Raw genomic sequence first — 17,031 nt, 5'->3', positions numbered from 1 at the left:
TTGCGCCGAAAGAGTGTCAGCCCGCCTCCGCCGTCAGGCGGCCTTCGCCTTCGTGGCGTACATGTCCACGTACTCCTGCCCGGACAGCCGCATCACCTCGGCCATCACCGAGTCGGTCACGGCCCGCAGCACGTAGCGGTCCCGGTCCATCCCCTCGTACCGGGAGAACTCCATGGCCTCGCCGAACCGGACGGTGACCTTGCCGGGCCGCGGGATGCCCGCGCCGCCCGGCTGCAGCTTGTCCGTGCCGATCATCGCGAAGGGGACCACCGGCGCGCCGGTCATCAGCGTCAGCCGCGCGATGCCGGTACGGCCCCGGTAGAGCCGGCCGTCGGGGGAGCGGGTGCCCTCCGGGTAGATCCCGAAGATCCGGCCCTCGTCCAGGACCCGCTTGCCGGTCATCAGCGCGGCGACGCCGCCGCTCGCGCCGTCCCGGTCCACCGGGATCATGCCGACACCCGTGAAGAACCAAGCCATCAGCCGGCCCTTGAGGCCCTTCCCGGTGACGTACTCGTCCTTGCCGATGAAGAACACCTGCCGCTTGCTCACGAGCGGCAGGATCATCGAGTCGATGAACGTGAGGTGGTTGCCGGCGAGGATGACCGGCCCGTCCCCCGGGATGCGCTCCACGCCCTCGACCTGGGGGCGGAACATCAGGCGCATGATCGGTCCGAGCACTGCCTTGATGAGCGCGAAGCGGGACAACGGGTCCTCCGATGTCGAGGGGCGGTATGAGTCTGTGCAGGTGAGGACATTACTCGCGGCGCCGCCGGAAGCGCACATCGGGTGCGGCCGGTTCACCGAGGTCTTACGTAGTGTTGACGCTGGTTTACCTGCGGTGACGTCCCGGAGTCGGCTCGTAACGAGCCTGCGACGATGTGACGGATGTCGCCGACGCCCCGTCATGACTCGCCGTCCATCAGCCATACGGCGTCACCCGACCGTTGGGTCGGCGGTCTCCCTTCGGTCACATGTGCAGTCCTACGATCAGCCGGCATCGAAGGGCGAGGGTCAGGAGGGCGCTCATGAACACGGACGACTCGAACGAGCGGACGCAGGTGAACGGCACGACCGGACGGCGGGCCCTGCTCGGCGCCGCGGTGCTCGGCGCCGGTGGCGCGGTCCTCGGCCTGCCCGGCGCGGCCAGAGCGGCCGAGGCCAGGCAGGCCGCGCACGGCAACGGCGGCCTGAAGAGCCTGCCGAAGCCGACGATCATCGGCCACCGTGGCTCCAGCGGCTACCGCCCGGAGCACACCTTCGGCTCCTACAACCTCGCCCTCGACCTCGGGGCCGACGTCGTCGAGGCCGGCGACCTCGTCCCCACCAAGGACGGCCACCTGGTCTGCCGCCACGAGCCGGAGATCGGCGGCACCACGAACGTCGCCGACCACCCCGAGTTCGCCGACCGCAAGACCACCAAGACGCTGGACGGCGTCCCCACCACCGGCTGGTTCACCGAGGACTTCACGCTCGCCGAGCTGAAGACGCTGCGGGCGATCGAGCGCATCCCGGCCAACCGCCCGCACAACACGATCTACAACGGCCGCTGGGAGATCCCCACCTTCGAGGAAGTCCTCAAGTGGCAGGACGAGCAGAGCCGCAAGCGCGGCAAGCAGGTCTGGATCTATCCCGAGACCAAGCACCCCACCTACTTCCGCCGCCTCGGCCTCGGCCTCGAGGAGCGCGTCGCCAAGCTGCTGCGCAAGTACGGCAAGGACAAGCGGAACTCGCCGGTCATCCTGCAGTCCTTCGAGCCGACCAGCATCCAGCGACTGAACACGCTGGTCGACAACCCGCTCGTGGTCCTGCTCTCCGGCGCGACCACCCGGCCGTACGACTTCGTCGCGACGGGCGACCCGCGCACCGTCGCCGACCTGATCACGCCCAAGGGGCTGCGTGAGATCGCCGGCTACGCGCAGGGCATCGGCCCGACCCTGGACCTGATCATCCCGAAGGACGCGAACGGCAACTTCACCACGCCGAGCACGCTGGTCGCGGACGCGCACAAGGTCGGTCTGATCCTGCACCCGTACACGATGCGCAACGAGAACCCCTTCCTGCCGCCGGCCTACCGCATCGGCAGCGACGCGGACGCGTACGGCAACGTCTTCCCGGCCTTCCAGAAGTACTTCGAGACCGGCATCGACGGCGTCTTCACCGACAACGCCGACACCGCCCTGCTGGCCCGCGCCGACTTCGTCAACGGCTGAGCCCCCGCGCCCCGTTCGGGGTGTCTCCCGGCCGCCCCGGCAACCTGTGCCGGGGCGGCCGCGTCGTTCCGCATGTGACGAACGACCTGGTCGCCGCCCTGCGCCCGCTGCTCACCGCCGAGGCCGCCGCCGAGGCACAGGCCTGCGGCAGCGACCCCCGCGACCTGGAGCAGACGGTCTGGCTCCGCCTCCTGGAGCGGCTGGAGACCCACGGCCCACCCCGGGCCCCGGAGGACTGGCTGCGCCGGGCCGTGCGCGCCGAGTCCCGCCGCACCCGGCGCACCGCCCGCCGGGAACACCCCTACTCCACCGACCCCGCCGACCCCGGGGTCCCCACCCCCGAACAACGTGTCCTCACCACCGCCCGGCACCGCGCCCTGCGCGAGGCGGTCGCCCGCCTCCCCGGCCGCTGCCCCCGCCTCCTGCAGGCACTGCTCTCCCCGAAGGACCTGACATACCGGGAAATCGCGGGGGAGTTGGGTATCTCACAGGGCAGTCTCGGCCCGGAACGCTCCAGATGTCTGGGTTGTCTGCGCCGATTGTTGACGCCGGAGGTTGCGCCCCGCGAAGCGCGGGGATAGGAGTGAGAACGACAGGCGATCAGGTGAGCGGGAGGCGTGCGCACATGGGCATGAGCGTGACCATCTCGGTGGCGACCGAGCAGGATGCAGAGCAGATCTTCAGGCTCCAGTACCTGTGCTTCCAGAGTGAAGCGGCGCTGTACGGCAACTACCGCATCGACCCGCTCGTCCAGAGCCTCGACTCGGTCCGCCAGGAACTCGCCACCGACTGCGTCTTCGTCGCCCGCCTCGGCGAGGAGGTCGTCGGCTCGGTCCGCGGTTCGGTCACCGAGGACGGCGCCGCCGCCATCGGCAAGCTCTGCGTCCACCCCCGCCTCCAGGGCCACGGCATCGGCGCCCGCCTGCTCCGCGCGGCCGAGGAGGCCCTCGCCGAACAGCGCGGCGCCAAGAGGTTCCGCCTCTTCACCGGCCACCGCAGTGAGGGCAACCTCCGCCTGTACCGCCGGGTCGGCTACGAAACGGTAGGCACGTCAAAGGGCGCAGACGGCGTCCCGATGATCGTCCTGGAAAAGCCGGCGAGCACATACGCGACAACGGCGTGACTTTGCAGCCCCCTTGGCTGGAGCGCCCCCTTCTGGGGGCGCGGGCCTTCCTCAGACCCCTGCCTCCTGGGCGCCCTTCCGCAACCAGTACAACGCGGAAAGCGGCAACAGCACGGGAATGAACACGTACCCCATCCCGTAGTCCGACCACACGGTCGCATCCGGGAACGCGGAAGAGTCGACGAGTGTCCACGTACCCACGATCAACACCCCCGCGAGCTCGGCGGCGCAGCACACCTGCGCCACCCTGCGCGCAGTCTCGCCGCCCCGCACCAGCGTGTACGTGATGAACGCGTACACGACCCCGGCAACGGCGGACAACGAGTACGCGAGCGGCGCCCGGTCGAACTCGGTCGCGATCTGGTAAGCAGATCGCGACACCGCCCCGACGACCATCACACCGTAGAACCACACCAGCAGCGTCCCCGGCCCGCTGGTCAGCCGCTTCGGCCTCTCTTCCACGGCCGTCACCTCACCCTCCCCAGATGTCATAGAGCCGCACCTCCAGCACGGCCAGCACCACACCGCCCGCGGCGACCGTCACGGAACCCCACCGCGTCCGCTCGGCGAGCGACATGAACCCCGCGGCCGGCACGCACGCGAACGCGCCCAGCAGATAGGCGATGAAGATCGTCGTCCCCTGGTCCGGCTTCTCGCCCCGCGCCAGCAGGACGATCCCGGCGATCAGCTGGATCACCGCCAGCACCGTCACCACGGCCATCCCGATGAAGTGCCAGTCCTTCGTCGGCTGGTCCCGGTACGCCGCCCAGCCGCACCACGCGGCGAGCAGCAGCGCGGCGACTCCGGTCACCAGCAGCAGGGCATTGAGCATGCGGTGACCTTATTACGGCCGAATCGGCCCGATGCCGTCGCCCCTGTCGTACACCGTAGGGTCTAGACCATGACGATCCACGCACAAGCCCTGCTTTTCGACAACGACGGCACCCTGGTCTCCTCCCTCGAATCGGTCGAGCGCTGCTGGACCCGCTGGGCGGCGGAGTACGGCGTCACCGAGGAGTTCGCCCGAGTCGAGCTGCACGGACGGCCCGCCGCGGACATCGTCGCCGACCTGCTCCCGCCGGCCCTCGTACCGGAAGCCGTCGCCCGCGTCGAACAGCTGGAGGTGGAGGACGTCCCCAACGGCGGCGTCCACCTGCTCCCCGGCACCGCCGCCCTCCTCGACTCCCTGCCCGCCGACCGCTGGGCCGTCGTCACCTCCGCCACCCGCCGCCTGGCCGAGGCCCGCCTGGAAGCGGTCGGGATCCGGCCGAAGACGCTGGTCTGCGCCGACGACATCACCCGTGGCAAGCCCGATCCCGAGCCCTACCTCCTCGCCGCCCGGCACCTCGGTGTCGACCCGGCGCACTGCGTGGTCTTCGAGGACGCCCCCGCCGGACTCCAGGCGGGCCGCGCGGCCGGCATGACCACCGTGGCGTTGGCCACAACCCACCAGGCGCACGAGCTGACCGCGGACCTCGTGGTGAAGGACCTCTCGGCCCTGTCCGCGCTGGTCGCCGAGGACGGCGTCGAGATATCGCCCCGCGGCTGAAAGGTGTCCGCCGCTGTCCAGCATGCGGACGGCGGCGGCCTGTCAGGACCGTAGGTCTGGTTTACTGATCGCATGACCACGACGAGCGACCGCACTCCTGCGACCGAGGCGACCATGACGCCCGGTGCTCGTTGTATGTGTCGAATGTGCGCCTTCTAGAGGGCCCCCGCACCACCCCAGAGCCTCGCGCCCCGAAGCGAGCTGCCGTGGCCTGTCCGTACGCCCTGAGTCGTATGTGACCCGGCTGCCCCGCGCACGTTCTTCCTCCCGTACCAGGGCACACCCACGCCCGCGTACTCAACAGTGATGGAATCCCAGTGATCACCACATCGGGCCTGACCAAGGTCTATCGCACCCGCGGCCGAGAGGTCACCGCCCTCGACGGCGTCGACCTGCACGTCCGCGAGGGCGAGGTGTACGGCGTCATCGGCCAGTCCGGCGCCGGCAAGTCCTCGCTCATCCGCTGCGTCAACCTGCTGGAACGCCCCACCACCGGCACCGTGACGGTCGACGGGCAGGACCTCACCGCCCTCGCCGGACGCGGTCCCCGGGCCGGCCGGGAGCTGCGGCAGGCGCGCAGCCGGATCGGCATGGTCTTCCAGCACTTCAACCTGCTGTCCTCCCGGACCGTCCAGGACAACGTCGAGCTGCCGCTGGAAATCCTCGGAAAGTCGGGGAAGGAACGTTCCCGCAAGGCACTTGGGCTGCTCGACCTCGTCGGGCTCGCCGACAAGGCGAAGGCCTACCCGGCCCAGCTCTCCGGCGGCCAGAAGCAGCGCGTCGGCATCGCCCGCGCCCTGGCCGGCGACCCCAAGGTGCTGCTCTCCGACGAGGCCACCAGTGCGCTGGACCCGGAGACCACCCGCTCCATCCTCCAGCTGCTGCGCGACCTGAACCGGCAGCTCGGCCTGACCGTCCTGCTCATCACGCACGAGATGGACGTCGTGAAGACCATCTGCGACTCGGCCGCGCTGATGGAACGCGGCCGCATCGTCGAGCACGGGACCGTCAGCGAACTGCTCGCGACCCCCGGCTCCGAGCTGGCCGCCGCGCTCTTCCCGGTCGGCGGCGACGCATCCGCCGACGACCGCACCGTCCTGGACGTCACCTTCCACGGTGAGGCCGCCACCCAGCCGGTCATCTCCCAGCTCTCCCGCACCTACAACATCGACATATCGATCCTCGGCGCCGCCATCGACACCGTCGGCGGCCTCCAGATCGGCCGGATGCGCATCGAACTCCCCGGCCGCTACGAGGACAACGTGGTGCCCATCGGTTTCCTGCGCGAGCAGGGCCTGCGGATCGACGTACTGGGCCAGGAGCCCGCACTGGTGAAGGACGGTGCCAAGTGACCTGGTCCGAGATGCAGCCGCTGCTGTCCCAGGCGTGTTGGGACACGCTCTACATGGTCGGCTGGTCCACGCTGATCGCCGTCGTCGGCGGCCTCCCGCTCGGCGTCCTGCTCGTCCTCACCGACCGGGGCGGCCTGCTCCAGAACGTGCTGGCCAACAAGGTCATCGGGCAGATCGTGAACGTCGCCCGCTCGATGCCGTTCATCATCCTCATGGTCGCCCTGATGAACTTCACGCGCTGGATCACCGGGACGACCATCGGCCGCGAGGCCGCCATCGTGCCGCTCGCGATCGGCGCCATCCCCTTCTTCGCCCGCCTCGTCGAGACGGCTGTCCGCGAAGTGGACGGCGGGCTCGTGGAGGCCGTGCAGTCGATGGGCGGCAACACCTGGACCGTCGTACGGAAGGTCCTCGTACCCGAGTCGCTGCCCTCGCTCATCTCCTCCACCACGACCACGATCGTCGCGCTCATCGGCTACTCCGCCATGGCCGGCACGGTCGGCGCCGGCGGACTCGGCGACATCGCCATCCGCTACGGCTACCAGCGGTTCGAGACCGAGCTGATGTGGATCACGGTCGCCATCCTCGCCGTCGTCATCTCCGTCATCCAGTTCGCCGGCGACTACGCGGCCCGCTCGCTGCACCGCCGGGGCGGCCGGTCGGGCCCGGTGCCGAAGCTCCGGCTGCTCAAGGCGTCCACCGCGACGAGCAAGACCGTCTGAGCCCACCCCTGTTTTCCCCGCACCACCCTCCGCGGGGTCGCTCCACCCTTAAGGAAAGGCACTTTTCGTGCGTAACACCGCCAAGCTCACCACCGCCGTCCTCGCCGCCGGAGCCCTCACCTTCGGGCTCACCGCCTGCGGCTCGGACAAGGACTCCGCCTCCGGCTCCGCCGACTACAGCGGACCGCTGGTCGTCGCCGCGAGCCCGACCCCGCACGCCGAGATCCTCGACTACATCAAGGACAACCTGGCGAAGAAGGCCGGACTCGACCTGGAGGTCAAGGAGTTCACCGACTACATCACGCCGAACACGGCGACCGAGGACGGCTCGGTGGACGCCAACTACTTCCAGAACAAGCCGTACCTCGACGACTTCAACAAGAAGCGCGGCACCCACATCGTGCCCGTCGTCACGGTGCACCTGGAGCCGCTCGGCCTCTACTCCCACAAGGTCAAGAGCGTCGACGCGCTGAAGAGCGGTGCGACCGTCGCCGTCCCCAACGACTCCGTGAACGAGGCGCGCGCCCTCAAGCTGCTCGCCGCCAACGGGCTCATCACCCTCAAGGACGGCGCCGGCAGCGAGGCGACCCCGCAGGACATCGCCAAGAACCCGAAGAACCTCCAGTTCAAGGAGGTCGAGGCGGCCCAGACCGCGCGCTCCCTGGACGACGTGGACGCCGCGGTCATCAACGGCAACTACGCCATCTCGGCCGGCATCAAGCCCGCCAAGGACGCCCTCGTCCTGGAGTCCGCGAAGAACAGCCCGTACGGCAACTTCCTCGCGGTGAAGAAGGGCAACGAGAAGGACCCGCGGGTGAAGAAGCTCGCCAAGCTCCTCACCTCGCCCGAGGTGAAGAAGTTCATCGAGGACAAGTACCAGGGCTCGGTCATCCCGTCCTTCTGAGCCGTCGCGTCCTACTGACGGCACGTATACGGCGTATCGCCACGCACGGGGTCCACTCGGTCACCACGGGTGGACCCCGTCGTGCGGTTCAGTGGTTTCATGCTGCATGCTGGGCAGTTCGCAGGCCCTGACGGTTTGGCCCTGAAGGATTTCCGAAGGTTACGGAGCGGCGCATGACTAGCACCTTCCCCAACATCTCCATCAGCACGGAGCGGTTGGTGCTGCGTCCCCTCGACGAGGACGACGTGCCCGCGCTGGCCGAGATGATGAACGACGAGCAGGTGGCGGCCTGGACCAGCGTCCCGCAGCCGTACAGCGAGGACGCCGCCCGGCGCTGGATCACCGAGGGCGTCCCGGCCGAGCGGCTCGCCGGCCGGGGCTACGACCTCGCCGTCACCGAGTTCCTCACCCAGCGCCTGGTCGGCGTAGTCCGGCTCGCCAGGACCAACTGGCACATCCGGTCGACCGAGTTGTCGTACATCATCGCCCCCTGGGCCCGCGGCGAGGGCTATGCCTCCGAGGCCGCGCTCGCCACCGCCCAGTGGCTGCTCGGCGACCAGAAGTTCGAGCGCATCGAGCTGCGCACCGCCGCCGACAACACCGCCGCGCAGCAGGTGGCACAGAAGATCGGCTGTATCAGCGAGGGCGTGCTGCGCAACGCCTGCATAGTCCACGTCCGCACCGAGGACGGCACCTGGGCGGACGTGCGCAGCGACTACATCGTGTGGAGCCTGCTCCCGGAGGACCTGGAGGGCGCGGGTGAGGAACTCGCCGGAAGCGACGGCTTCACCTCCTGGAACTGACGGCGGCGGGACTCGCCCCGTCGCGCGCCGTACACCTCCACCAGGTACTCTCACGGAGCCCGCCCGCCGGGCCCGGACCCTGACGACCTGCGAAAACCCTGGAGACTGACGACGATGGCCGACCGGGTCACGGTGATCGGCTGGGACGGCTCGCCCCTGACCGCCGCGGGGCGCGGCGCACTCGGCGCCGCCACGCTCGTCGCGGGCGCGGCCCACCATCTCGCCCTCCCCGAGGTGCCGCCCGGGGCCGAACGCATCCGCCTGGGCAGCGTCGCACTCGCCGCCCGCCGCATCGCCGGCCACCGCGGCACCGCCGTTGTACTCGCCGACGGCGACCCCGGCTTCTTCGGCGTCGTACGGACCCTGCGCGCGCCCGAGTTCGGCCTGGAGGTCGAGGTCGTCCCCGCCGTCTCCTCGGTGGCCGCCGCCTTCGCCCGCGCCGGGATGCCCTGGGACGACGCACAGGTGGTCGTCGCCCACCGGCGCACCCTGCGACGCGCGGTGAACGTGTGCCGCGCCCACACCAAGGTCGCCGTCCTCACCTCACCCGGCGCCGGCCCCGCCGAACTCGGCCTGCTGATGGAAGGCGTGCACCGCACCTTCGTCATCTGCGAGGAACTCGGCACCGAACGCGAACAGGTCCACGTCGTCACCTCCGACAAGGCCGCCGACCACGCCTGGCGCGACCCCAACGTCGTCATCGTCATCGGCGGTACGACCGGGGCGGTGACGGTGCCCGAGGGCGGCGGCTGGATCGCCGGCCGCGATCCGGCGGCCGGCCCGCGCGGTTGGGTGCTGCCCGACGCGGAGTACGGCGACGGAGCCCCGCTCGGCGAAGGGGAAACGGATCTGCTGCGGGCCGCCCAACTCGCCCGGCTGGGACCCCGGGTCGGAGACCTCGTCTGGGACATCGGCTGCGGCAGTGGCGCGTTCGCCACCGAGGCCGCGCGCGCCGGCGCCGCCGTCATCGCCGTCGACCGGGACCTCGCGGCGTGTGTGCGCAGCGAGACGGCCGCCCGGAAGTTCGGCGTCCAGCTCCAGATCGTGCACGGCGGCGCGCCCCACGTACTGGAGAACCTGCCCGAACCCGATGTCGTCCGGGTCGGCGGCGGGGGAGCGGCCGTGGTGAACGCGGTCGCCGACCGCCGCCCGCAGCGCATCGTCACCCACGCCGCCACCCGCGACGCGGCCGAACTCGTAGGACGCGACCTGACCGAGCACGGATACCACGTCGAATGCGCCCTCCTGCAGTCCGTCGAACTCGACACCAGGGCCTGGACGGAGACCGAGCGGAACGTCGCGTTCCTGCTCAGCGGTGTTCTCCCCGAGCGCGCCCCGTGATCCTGTTGTCATACTGCGCGCGGTAGGCTGGCCGATCGCTGCACCGCACCGGTGGCCCGGAAATCTGTTCGTCAATGTCCGGAAAACACGCTCCTTTTGGGGCGGGTGTGGTACGGCAGAACCGGGGACGCGCAACGTGGCGCAGTCCACAGCGGGCTGTCGCGGATCACGCTGTCGCGACGGTCGAACGGCCGGGACAATGCCACTGAATGGCTTTGTCGCCTTTTCCGGCGGGTCGTTCGTGCCGCTGGGCACGCACGCTCGTTCTTGACTGTGGGGCGGTCGGTGCGCCGCCCCGGGCGAGCTGGTCGTAGAAGGCACTAACCGATGGGCGAGGGGTACGCATGACGGACACCGGCCAGGTCCCGGGCGAGGGACTGCCGGAGAGCGCAGGCATGGTGGAACAGCCGGGCGTTGCCGCGCACGGCGCGTACACCTACCTCTCCGAGTCGCCTGCCGAGGACGAAGAGGACCTGCTGCTCCCCGGCGCCCAGGGCGCCTGGGGCAACGAAGTGCCGCCGCCGGCCCCGGAGCCGGTCGTCGAGACCGTCCACGAGCCCGGCCCGCACGAGACGGGCGGCCGGGACAGCGGCTCGGTCGACCTCAGCGCGGTCCGGCTGCCCAGCTCGGTACCGGCGTCCCCGATCCTCTCCGTGCCGCACGACCCGGCGGCCGCCCCGGCCCCGCGCCGCCCGCTGCACCTCGGCCCGCCGATCCCCGACGCCTCCACCAGCCCGGTCCGCTCCCTCGCCGACCGCGGCCCGGCCGGCGCACCGGTACGGCAGCCGGGCGTGCCGGCGGCCGGTCCCGAGTACCTCGACGTCCAGCCGCTGCACGAGGCGGTACCGCAGTCTGCCGCGCCCTGGGGTGCGCCGCAGGCCGTCCCGCAGACGGCCCCGCAGGCCGCCCCGCAGGCCGCTCCGGTGGCACAGGTGGCCGCACAGGCCCCGGCTGCCGAAACGGTTACTCCGATCGTCACGGCTGCGGAGACGGCTGCTGTCGCGGCTCCCGCCGCGCCTGCCGCGCCCGTTGCTCCGGAACGTGAGCCGCAGCCCCGGCCGCAGCCCGTGGCCGCCCACGAACCCGGCACTCCCGACCCGGCGGGCGCCGCGCAGGCGGCCGTCGCCCGCCTCGCCACGGCGGCCGTGGCCGCGGGCATCGCGGGCGAGCCGCAGGTACCGGAGGCCGGCGTCGGCGCGCAGCCCGAGAACGCCTACGGTCCCCAGGGCGCCGTCCAGCCGGTCGACGGGGGCGTTCCGGCGCCTGCGGCCGGGCCGGTGGCGCCGCAGGCCGGGCAGGCGCCGGACGTTGCTCAGGTGACGCAGGTTCCGCAGTTCCCGGACGCTCCGGGGATCGCCGAGGCTCCGCAGCCTCCGCAGGGGCCGGAAGCGGCGCCGCCGCAGCCGGCTCCGGCGGACGTGGTGGGTCCGGAGACCGCGCAGGCTCCCGGCGCCGACGCGACAGCGGACGGCGGTACCCCGCCGGAGCCGGAGGAGGCCGGTCATCGGCTCGCGGAGCCGGAGACGGTCGCCGAGGCCGTGGTGGCCGCGCCGGAGCAGCAGGTCGTGGCGCCGGTCGGAGTGGAACGGACCCCGGAGCCCGTGCTGCCCGAGCCCGGCGGCCCGGCGCCGGCAGCCGTCGTGTCCGAAGCAGTCGTGCCCGAAGCGGACGTATCCGAAGCGGACGTACCGGAAGCTGTCGTGGCGCCAGTTGTCGCGCCGGATGGTGCCGTGGCGGAGGCCGTCGCGCCGGAGGCGGTTGTGCCGGAAGCCGTTGTGCCCGGGGCCCTTCCGGCTTCGGAGGCCGTCGTGGCCGAGCCCGTCCAGCCGGTGCCCGCCGTGCCGGTGCAGACCGAGGAGGCTGCCGCCGAGGAATCCGCCCCGGCAGCCCCCGCACCCGTCGCCGCCACCGAGGTCCCCCAGCCGGCGGAGCCCGTCACCGCGGCCGTCCCGGAGGCCGAGCAGGTCCCCCCGCCCGCCGCGGCCGACGTACCCGCGGCGGCTGTCGCAGCGCCGCCGGCCGAGGCCCCCGAGGCGCACCCCGCCGAGCCTGTCCAGCCGGTCGACGTCCCCCTCGCCGGCCCGCAGATCCAGGGCTCGGCGCCCGCCACCGAGGACGCCCCGGCGGTCGCCGTCCCGACGGAACCGGCCCCGGACCACCCGCTGGGCGAGTTCGTCGCCGTCGACGGCCAGGTGCCGACCACCCCGCACCTCGCCCCCACCCCGCCCCACCCGCTGATCCTCCCCGCCCAGGACCAGGGCGGACCGTCCGTGCCCGAACAGGCCGCGACGGTCCCCGCGCCCCGCGAGGCCGAACCCGCTCCGCTGCCGGAGCACCCCGATGTCGTACAGCAAGCGGAGGACCTGGACACCAGGGCCGCCGACCAGGAAGAGAGCACGGCCCCCGTGGCAGAAGCACGTCAGTCCACCGGCCCGGCCGCACCCGCCTACGACGACGCCGAACGCGAGGCCGTCCTCAAGGTCATGCGCGAGCGCCGTGACATCCGCAACGGCTTCCGCAGCGACCCCATCCCGCACGAGGTGCTGCTGCGTGTCCTGGAGGCCGCGCACACCGCGCCCTCCGTCGGCCACTCCCAGCCCTGGGACTTCGTCGTCATCCGCTCGGCCGACACCCGCCGCTCGATGCACGAACTGGCCATGCGCCAGCGCGACGCCTACGCCAAGTCCCTCCCCAAGGGCCGCGCGAAGCAGTTCAAGGAACTGAAGATCGAGGCCATCCTCGACACCCCGGTGAACATCGTCGTCACCGCCGACCCGACGCGCGGCGGCCGCCACACCCTCGGCCGGCACACCCAGCCGCAGATGGCGCCCTACTCCGCCGCCCTCGCCGTCGAGAACCTCTGGCTCGCCGCGCGCGCCGAGGGCCTCGGCGTCGGCTGGGTGAGCTTCTTCGACGAGCGCGAGATGGTCCGCGCCCTCGGGCTGCCCGAGCACCTCGAAGTCATCGCCTACCTGTGCGTGGGGTACGTCGACGAGTTCCCGGACGAGCCCGAGCTGATGCAGGCCGGCTGGTCCAGGCGCCGCCCGCTGTCGTGGGTCGTGCACGAGGAGACGTACGGCCGCCGCGCGCTGCCCGGCGAGGACCCCCACGACCTGCTCGCCGAGACCGTCGCCAGCGTCCGCCCGCTGGACGCCAAGGCGCTCGGCGAGGCCTGGGAGCGGCAGAAGCGGATGACCAAGCCGGCCGGTGCGCTCGGCATGCTGGAGATCATCTCCGCGCAGCTCTCCGGCCTGTCCCGGCAGTGCCCGCCGCCGATCCCGGAGCCCGCGGCCGTCGCGATCTTCGCGGGCGACCACGGGGTGCACGCCCAGGGCGTCACCCCCTGGCCGCAGGAGGTCACCGCCCAGATGGTGGCCAACTTCCTCGGCGGGGGAGCGGTCTGCAACGCGTTCGCGAGCCAGGTGGGCGCCGAGGTCTGCGTGGTCGACGTAGGCGTCGCGGCGGAGCTGCCCGCCACGCCGGGTCTCCTCCCGCGCAAGGTCCGCGCGGGCACCTCCGACATGACGACCGGCCCCGCGATGACCCGCGACGAGGCCAAGCAGGCCATCGAGGTGGGCATCGAGACGGCCCGCGACCTGGTGGCGGCCGGCAACAAGGCGCTCCTCACCGGTGAGATGGGCATCGCGAACACCACCGCGTCCGCGGCCCTGATCTCCGTCTTCACGGGTGCCGACCCCGCCGAGGTCACCGGCCGCGGCACCGGCATCAACGACGAGACCCTCGCCCGCAAGACCGAGGTGGTCCGCCGGGCCCTGGAACTCCACCAGCCGGACCCGGCCGACCCGATCGGTGTCCTGGCCGCGATCGGCGGCTTCGAACACGCGGCGATGGTGGGCCTGTTGCTGGGCGGCGCGTCCCTGCGCACGCCGGTGATCCTCGACGGCGTCAGCGCGGGCGCCGCCGCCCTCGTGGCCCGCGCCATCGCCCCCGAGGTCCTGGCCGCCTGCATCGCCGGCCACCGCAGCGCGGAACCGGGCCACGTGGCAGCCCTGAACAAACTGGGCCTGCGCCCCCTGGTCGACCTCGACCTCCGCCTCGGCGAGGGCACGGGCGCCCTGCTAGCCCTTCCGCTGGTCCAGAGCACGGCGAGGGCCATGCACGAGGTGGCGACCTTCGACTCGGCGGGCGTCACGGAGAAGTAGGGACCGACGTTCCCACGACGACCGGCGGTGGTCGGTCGCCTGCCGCCGGTGGTTGGCTGCCTGCCGCTGGTCGGGTCGTCGGTGGCCGGTTGCCTGCTGTCGGTCGTTGGTGGTCCGCTGGCGGTGGTTGGTTGCCTGCCGCTGGTCCGGTCGCCGGTGGTCGGTTGCCTGCCGTCTGCCGTCTGCCGTCTGCCGTTTGCCGTCTGCCGCCGGTGGTCGGTTGTCTGCTGCCGGTCGGGTCGTCGGTGGTCGGTTGCCTGCTGTCGTCGTGTGCCGTTTACCGCGCGCCATTGGCCGGTCGCCGGTCGCCGGTCGTCGGTGGTTGGGCGCCTGCCTTCGGCCGCTCACGGTTGGGAGCTGGGAACTGTGAGCTGGTCGCCCGTTGCTGCGCGGCGGGTGCGTCGGTTTCCGCTGGCTGCTGGCTGCTGGCTGCTGGCTGCTGGCTGCTGGCTGCTGGCTGCTGGCTGCTGGCTGCTGGCTGCTGGCTGCTGGGGCTGCTGGCGCTGCTGGCTGTCGGACGCGGGGCGGCAGCGCCGGTCTCCTTGGCGGCCGGCCGGTGGTTGTGGGCAGTCGTTCCGCTGGGGCGGAACGGGTGGGCACAACCACCCGCACCCCCGCACCCGGCACGCACTGCCCAGCCACCGGACACCCGACCCGCCCGAACCCCGCCCCGCTTAAAATGCCCACGTCAGGGCACCGGACACCGCCGCCACCCAAGGGAGCCGCCCCCTCATGGCCGAACACCCCGCCTACCCCGTAGGCCTCCGCCTCTCCGGCCGCCGTGTGGTCGTCCTCGGCGGCGGCCAGGTAGCCCAGCGCCGCCTCCCCGCCCTCATCGCGGCCGGCGCCGACATCACCCTCGTCTCCCCGGAAGCCACGCCCTCCGTCGAAGCGATGGCCGACGCCGGCGAGCTCACCTGGGTCAGGCGCCCCTACCGGGACGGCGACCTCGGCGAAGCCTGGTACGCCTTGATCGCCACCAGCGACACCGCCGCCAACAGCGCCGCCTCCGCCGAAGCGGAGCGCCACCGCGTCTGGTGCGTGCGCTCCGACGACGCCGACCAGGCCACCGCCTGGACCCCGGCGACCGGCCACAGCGAAGGCGTCACGGTCGCCGTCCTCACCACCGACGCGCGCGGCCGCGACCCCCGCCACACCGCCGCCATCAGGGACGCGGTCGTCGAGGGCCTGCGCGACGGCACCCTCGTCGCCCCCCACCACCGCACCCGCACCCCCGGCGTCGCCCTGGTCGGCGGCGGCCCCGGCGACCCCGACCTGATCACGGTCCGCGGCCGCCGCCTGCTGGCCGCCGCCGACGTCGTCATCGCCGACCGCCTCGGCCCCCGCGTCCTCCTCGCCGAACTCCCGCCGCATGTCGAGGTGATCGACGCGGCGAAGATCCCGTACGGCCGCTACATGGCCCAGGAGGCCATCAACAACGCCCTGATCGAACACGCCAAGCAGGGCAAGTCGGTCGTACGGCTGAAGGGCGGCGACCCCTACGTCTTCGGCCGCGGGATGGAGGAGGTCCAGGCGCTCGCCGAGGCCGGGATCCCCTGCACGGTCGTCCCCGGCATCTCCAGCTCGATCTCCGTACCGTCCGCCGCGGGCATCCCGGTCACCCACCGGGGAGTCGCACACGAGTTCACGGTGGTCAGCGGGCACGTCGCCCCGGACGACGAGCGCTCGCTGGCGGACTGGCCGTCCCTCGCGAAGCTGACCGGAACCCTCGTCGTCCTCATGGGCGTCGACAAGATCGGGAAGATCGCCGAGACCCTGGTCGCGCACGGGAAGTCCCCGGAAACCCCGGTCGCCCTGGTCCAGGAAGGCACGACGGCCGCTCAACGCCGGGTCGACGCGACCCTCGCCACGGTGGCGGAGGTCGTTCGCGCGGAGGAAGTGAAACCCCCTGCGGTCATCGTGATCGGCGAGGTCGTGAACGTAGGCCCGCGGACGGCGCCCTGAAGGGCGCCGACGTAACCCCGGGTAACACAACCCGCTCCAGACCATTGGCACCCCACCCAGGACAAGGCAGTATCACCCTGTGGCCGATCTCATCACCGTTGAGGATCCCGACGACCCGCGCCTCCGTGACTACACAGGCCTGACCGACGTCGAGTTGCGCCGCAAGCGCGAACCGGCCGAGGGCCTGTTCATCGCCGAGGGCGAGAAGGTCATCCGCAGGGCGAAGGACGCGGGCTACGAGATGCGTTCCATGCTGCTGTCCGCCAAGTGGGTCGACGTCATGCGCGACGTCATAGACGAACTCCCGGCCCCCGTCTACGCGGTCAGCCCGGAGCTCGCCGAGAAGGTCACCGGCTACCACGTGCACCGCGGCGCCCTCGCCTCCATGCAGCGCAAACCGCTGCCGACCGCGACCGAACTGCTGCGCACCACCCGCCGGGTCGTCGTCATGGAGTCGGTCAACGACCACACCAACATCGGCGCGATCTTCCGCTCGGCGGCCGCCCTCGGCATGGACGCGGTGCTGCTGTCCCCGGACTGCGCCGACCCGCTCTACCGGCGCAGCGTGAAGGTCTCGATGGGCGCCGTCTTCTCGGTGCCGTACGCCCGTCTCGACACCTGGCCCAAGGGGCTGGACTCGGTCCGCGAGGCCGGGTTCACGCTGCTCGCCCTCACCCCGGACGAGAAGGCCCGCAGCCTGGACGAGACCGCCCCGCACCGGATGGACAGGGTCGCCCTGATGCTCGGCGCGGAGGGCGACGGCCTCTCCACCCAGGCGCTGGTCGCCGCCGACGAATGGGTGCGCATCCCGATGTCCCACGGCGTCGACTCCCTCAACGTGGGCGCCGCGGCCGCCGTCGCCTTCTACGCGGTGACCGCCGGCCGCCCCGAGGCGTAGC

General features: G+C 71.9%; 15 protein-coding genes. 12 read left to right on the top strand and 3 right to left on the bottom strand.

Annotation, left to right across the window (positions count from 1 at the left end; all coding sequences use genetic code 11):
* Nucleotides 1-33: 33 nt before the first annotated feature.
* On the bottom strand, nucleotides 34-705 hold the full coding sequence (locus ACFY6U_RS45725) for a lysophospholipid acyltransferase family protein (protein ID WP_390048121.1): 672 nt from the start codon (nucleotides 703-705) through the stop codon (nucleotides 34-36).
* A 320-nt stretch (nucleotides 706-1,025) separates the two neighbouring features.
* Between ACFY6U_RS45725 and ACFY6U_RS45720 the strand changes: the two genes are divergently transcribed.
* From ACFY6U_RS45720 to ACFY6U_RS45710, 3 genes are all read left to right on the top strand, one after another.
* A complete protein-coding gene (locus ACFY6U_RS45720; RefSeq protein WP_390048119.1) occupies nucleotides 1,026-2,210 on the top strand; it encodes a glycerophosphodiester phosphodiesterase in 1,185 nt (394 codons plus the stop codon).
* 74 nt (nucleotides 2,211-2,284) lie between these two features.
* On the top strand, nucleotides 2,285-2,791 hold the full coding sequence (locus ACFY6U_RS45715; protein ID WP_390048117.1) for an RNA polymerase sigma factor: 507 nt from the start codon (nucleotides 2,285-2,287) through the stop codon (nucleotides 2,789-2,791).
* 44 nt (nucleotides 2,792-2,835) lie between these two features.
* Nucleotides 2,836-3,333 carry a GNAT family N-acetyltransferase gene (locus ACFY6U_RS45710; protein WP_351498915.1) on the top strand — a complete coding sequence of 166 codons (498 nt, stop codon included), beginning with the start codon at nucleotides 2,836-2,838 and terminating at the stop codon, nucleotides 3,331-3,333.
* 51 nt (nucleotides 3,334-3,384) lie between these two features.
* On the opposite strand, the gene ACFY6U_RS45705 is transcribed toward ACFY6U_RS45710, so the two are convergent.
* Nucleotides 3,385-3,825, bottom strand: coding sequence for a hypothetical protein (locus ACFY6U_RS45705; protein WP_390048116.1), 441 nt, complete (start codon nucleotides 3,823-3,825; stop codon nucleotides 3,385-3,387).
* On the bottom strand, nucleotides 3,806-4,165 hold the full coding sequence (locus tag ACFY6U_RS45700; protein WP_390048114.1) for a hypothetical protein: 360 nt from the start codon (nucleotides 4,163-4,165) through the stop codon (nucleotides 3,806-3,808). The genes ACFY6U_RS45705 and ACFY6U_RS45700 overlap by 20 nt, the downstream gene beginning before the upstream one ends.
* Before the next feature lie 69 nt (nucleotides 4,166-4,234).
* Here ACFY6U_RS45700 and ACFY6U_RS45695 point away from each other — a divergent pair, with 69 nt between their 5' ends.
* The 9 genes from ACFY6U_RS45695 to ACFY6U_RS45655 all read left to right on the top strand — a co-directional run bounded on the left by ACFY6U_RS45695 (nucleotide 4,235) and on the right by ACFY6U_RS45655 (nucleotide 17,030).
* Nucleotides 4,235-4,882 (top strand): HAD family hydrolase, encoded by a 648-nt coding sequence (locus ACFY6U_RS45695; protein WP_390048113.1) that lies wholly within the window; start codon nucleotides 4,235-4,237, stop codon nucleotides 4,880-4,882.
* Nucleotides 4,883-5,199: 317 nt separating this feature from the next.
* Nucleotides 5,200-6,234, top strand: coding sequence for a methionine ABC transporter ATP-binding protein (locus ACFY6U_RS45690; RefSeq protein ID WP_390048111.1), 1,035 nt, complete (start codon nucleotides 5,200-5,202; stop codon nucleotides 6,232-6,234).
* Nucleotides 6,231-6,956, top strand: a complete 726-nt coding sequence (locus ACFY6U_RS45685) for a methionine ABC transporter permease (protein ID WP_390048109.1) — start codon at nucleotides 6,231-6,233, stop codon at nucleotides 6,954-6,956. Before ACFY6U_RS45690 ends, ACFY6U_RS45685 begins: the two co-directional genes overlap by 4 nt.
* A gap of 67 nt (nucleotides 6,957-7,023) precedes the next feature.
* On the top strand, nucleotides 7,024-7,860 hold the full coding sequence (locus ACFY6U_RS45680; protein ID WP_390048107.1) for a MetQ/NlpA family ABC transporter substrate-binding protein: 837 nt from the start codon (nucleotides 7,024-7,026) through the stop codon (nucleotides 7,858-7,860).
* Nucleotides 7,861-8,033: 173 nt separating this feature from the next.
* Nucleotides 8,034-8,663: a GNAT family N-acetyltransferase gene (locus tag ACFY6U_RS45675; RefSeq protein WP_390048105.1), complete on the top strand. Its 630-nt coding sequence runs from the start codon at nucleotides 8,034-8,036 to the stop codon at nucleotides 8,661-8,663.
* Nucleotides 8,664-8,777: 114 nt separating this feature from the next.
* Nucleotides 8,778-10,004, top strand: coding sequence for a precorrin-6y C5,15-methyltransferase (decarboxylating) subunit CbiE (cbiE, locus tag ACFY6U_RS45670; RefSeq protein WP_351498913.1), 1,227 nt, complete (start codon nucleotides 8,778-8,780; stop codon nucleotides 10,002-10,004).
* A 344-nt stretch (nucleotides 10,005-10,348) separates the two neighbouring features.
* Entirely contained in the window at nucleotides 10,349-14,167 is a 3,819-nt protein-coding gene (cobT, locus tag ACFY6U_RS45665) for a nicotinate-nucleotide--dimethylbenzimidazole phosphoribosyltransferase (RefSeq protein WP_390048103.1), read from the top strand.
* Nucleotides 14,168-14,899: 732 nt separating this feature from the next.
* Nucleotides 14,900-16,132 carry a uroporphyrinogen-III C-methyltransferase gene (gene cobA / locus ACFY6U_RS45660; protein ID WP_390048101.1) on the top strand — a complete coding sequence of 411 codons (1,233 nt, stop codon included), beginning with the start codon at nucleotides 14,900-14,902 and terminating at the stop codon, nucleotides 16,130-16,132.
* 79 nt (nucleotides 16,133-16,211) lie between these two features.
* A complete protein-coding gene (locus ACFY6U_RS45655) occupies nucleotides 16,212-17,030 on the top strand; it encodes a TrmH family RNA methyltransferase (RefSeq protein ID WP_390048099.1) in 819 nt (272 codons plus the stop codon).
* The last annotated feature ends 1 nt before the right edge of the window (nucleotide 17,031 follow it).

Origin of the sequence: Streptomyces sp. NPDC013157 (assembly GCF_042899865.1) — a bacterium.
Classification (GTDB): Bacteria; Actinomycetota; Actinomycetes; order Streptomycetales; family Streptomycetaceae; genus Streptomyces.
Note: the sequence above shows the minus strand (reverse complement) of the source record. Positions and strands in the feature narration are given on the sequence as shown.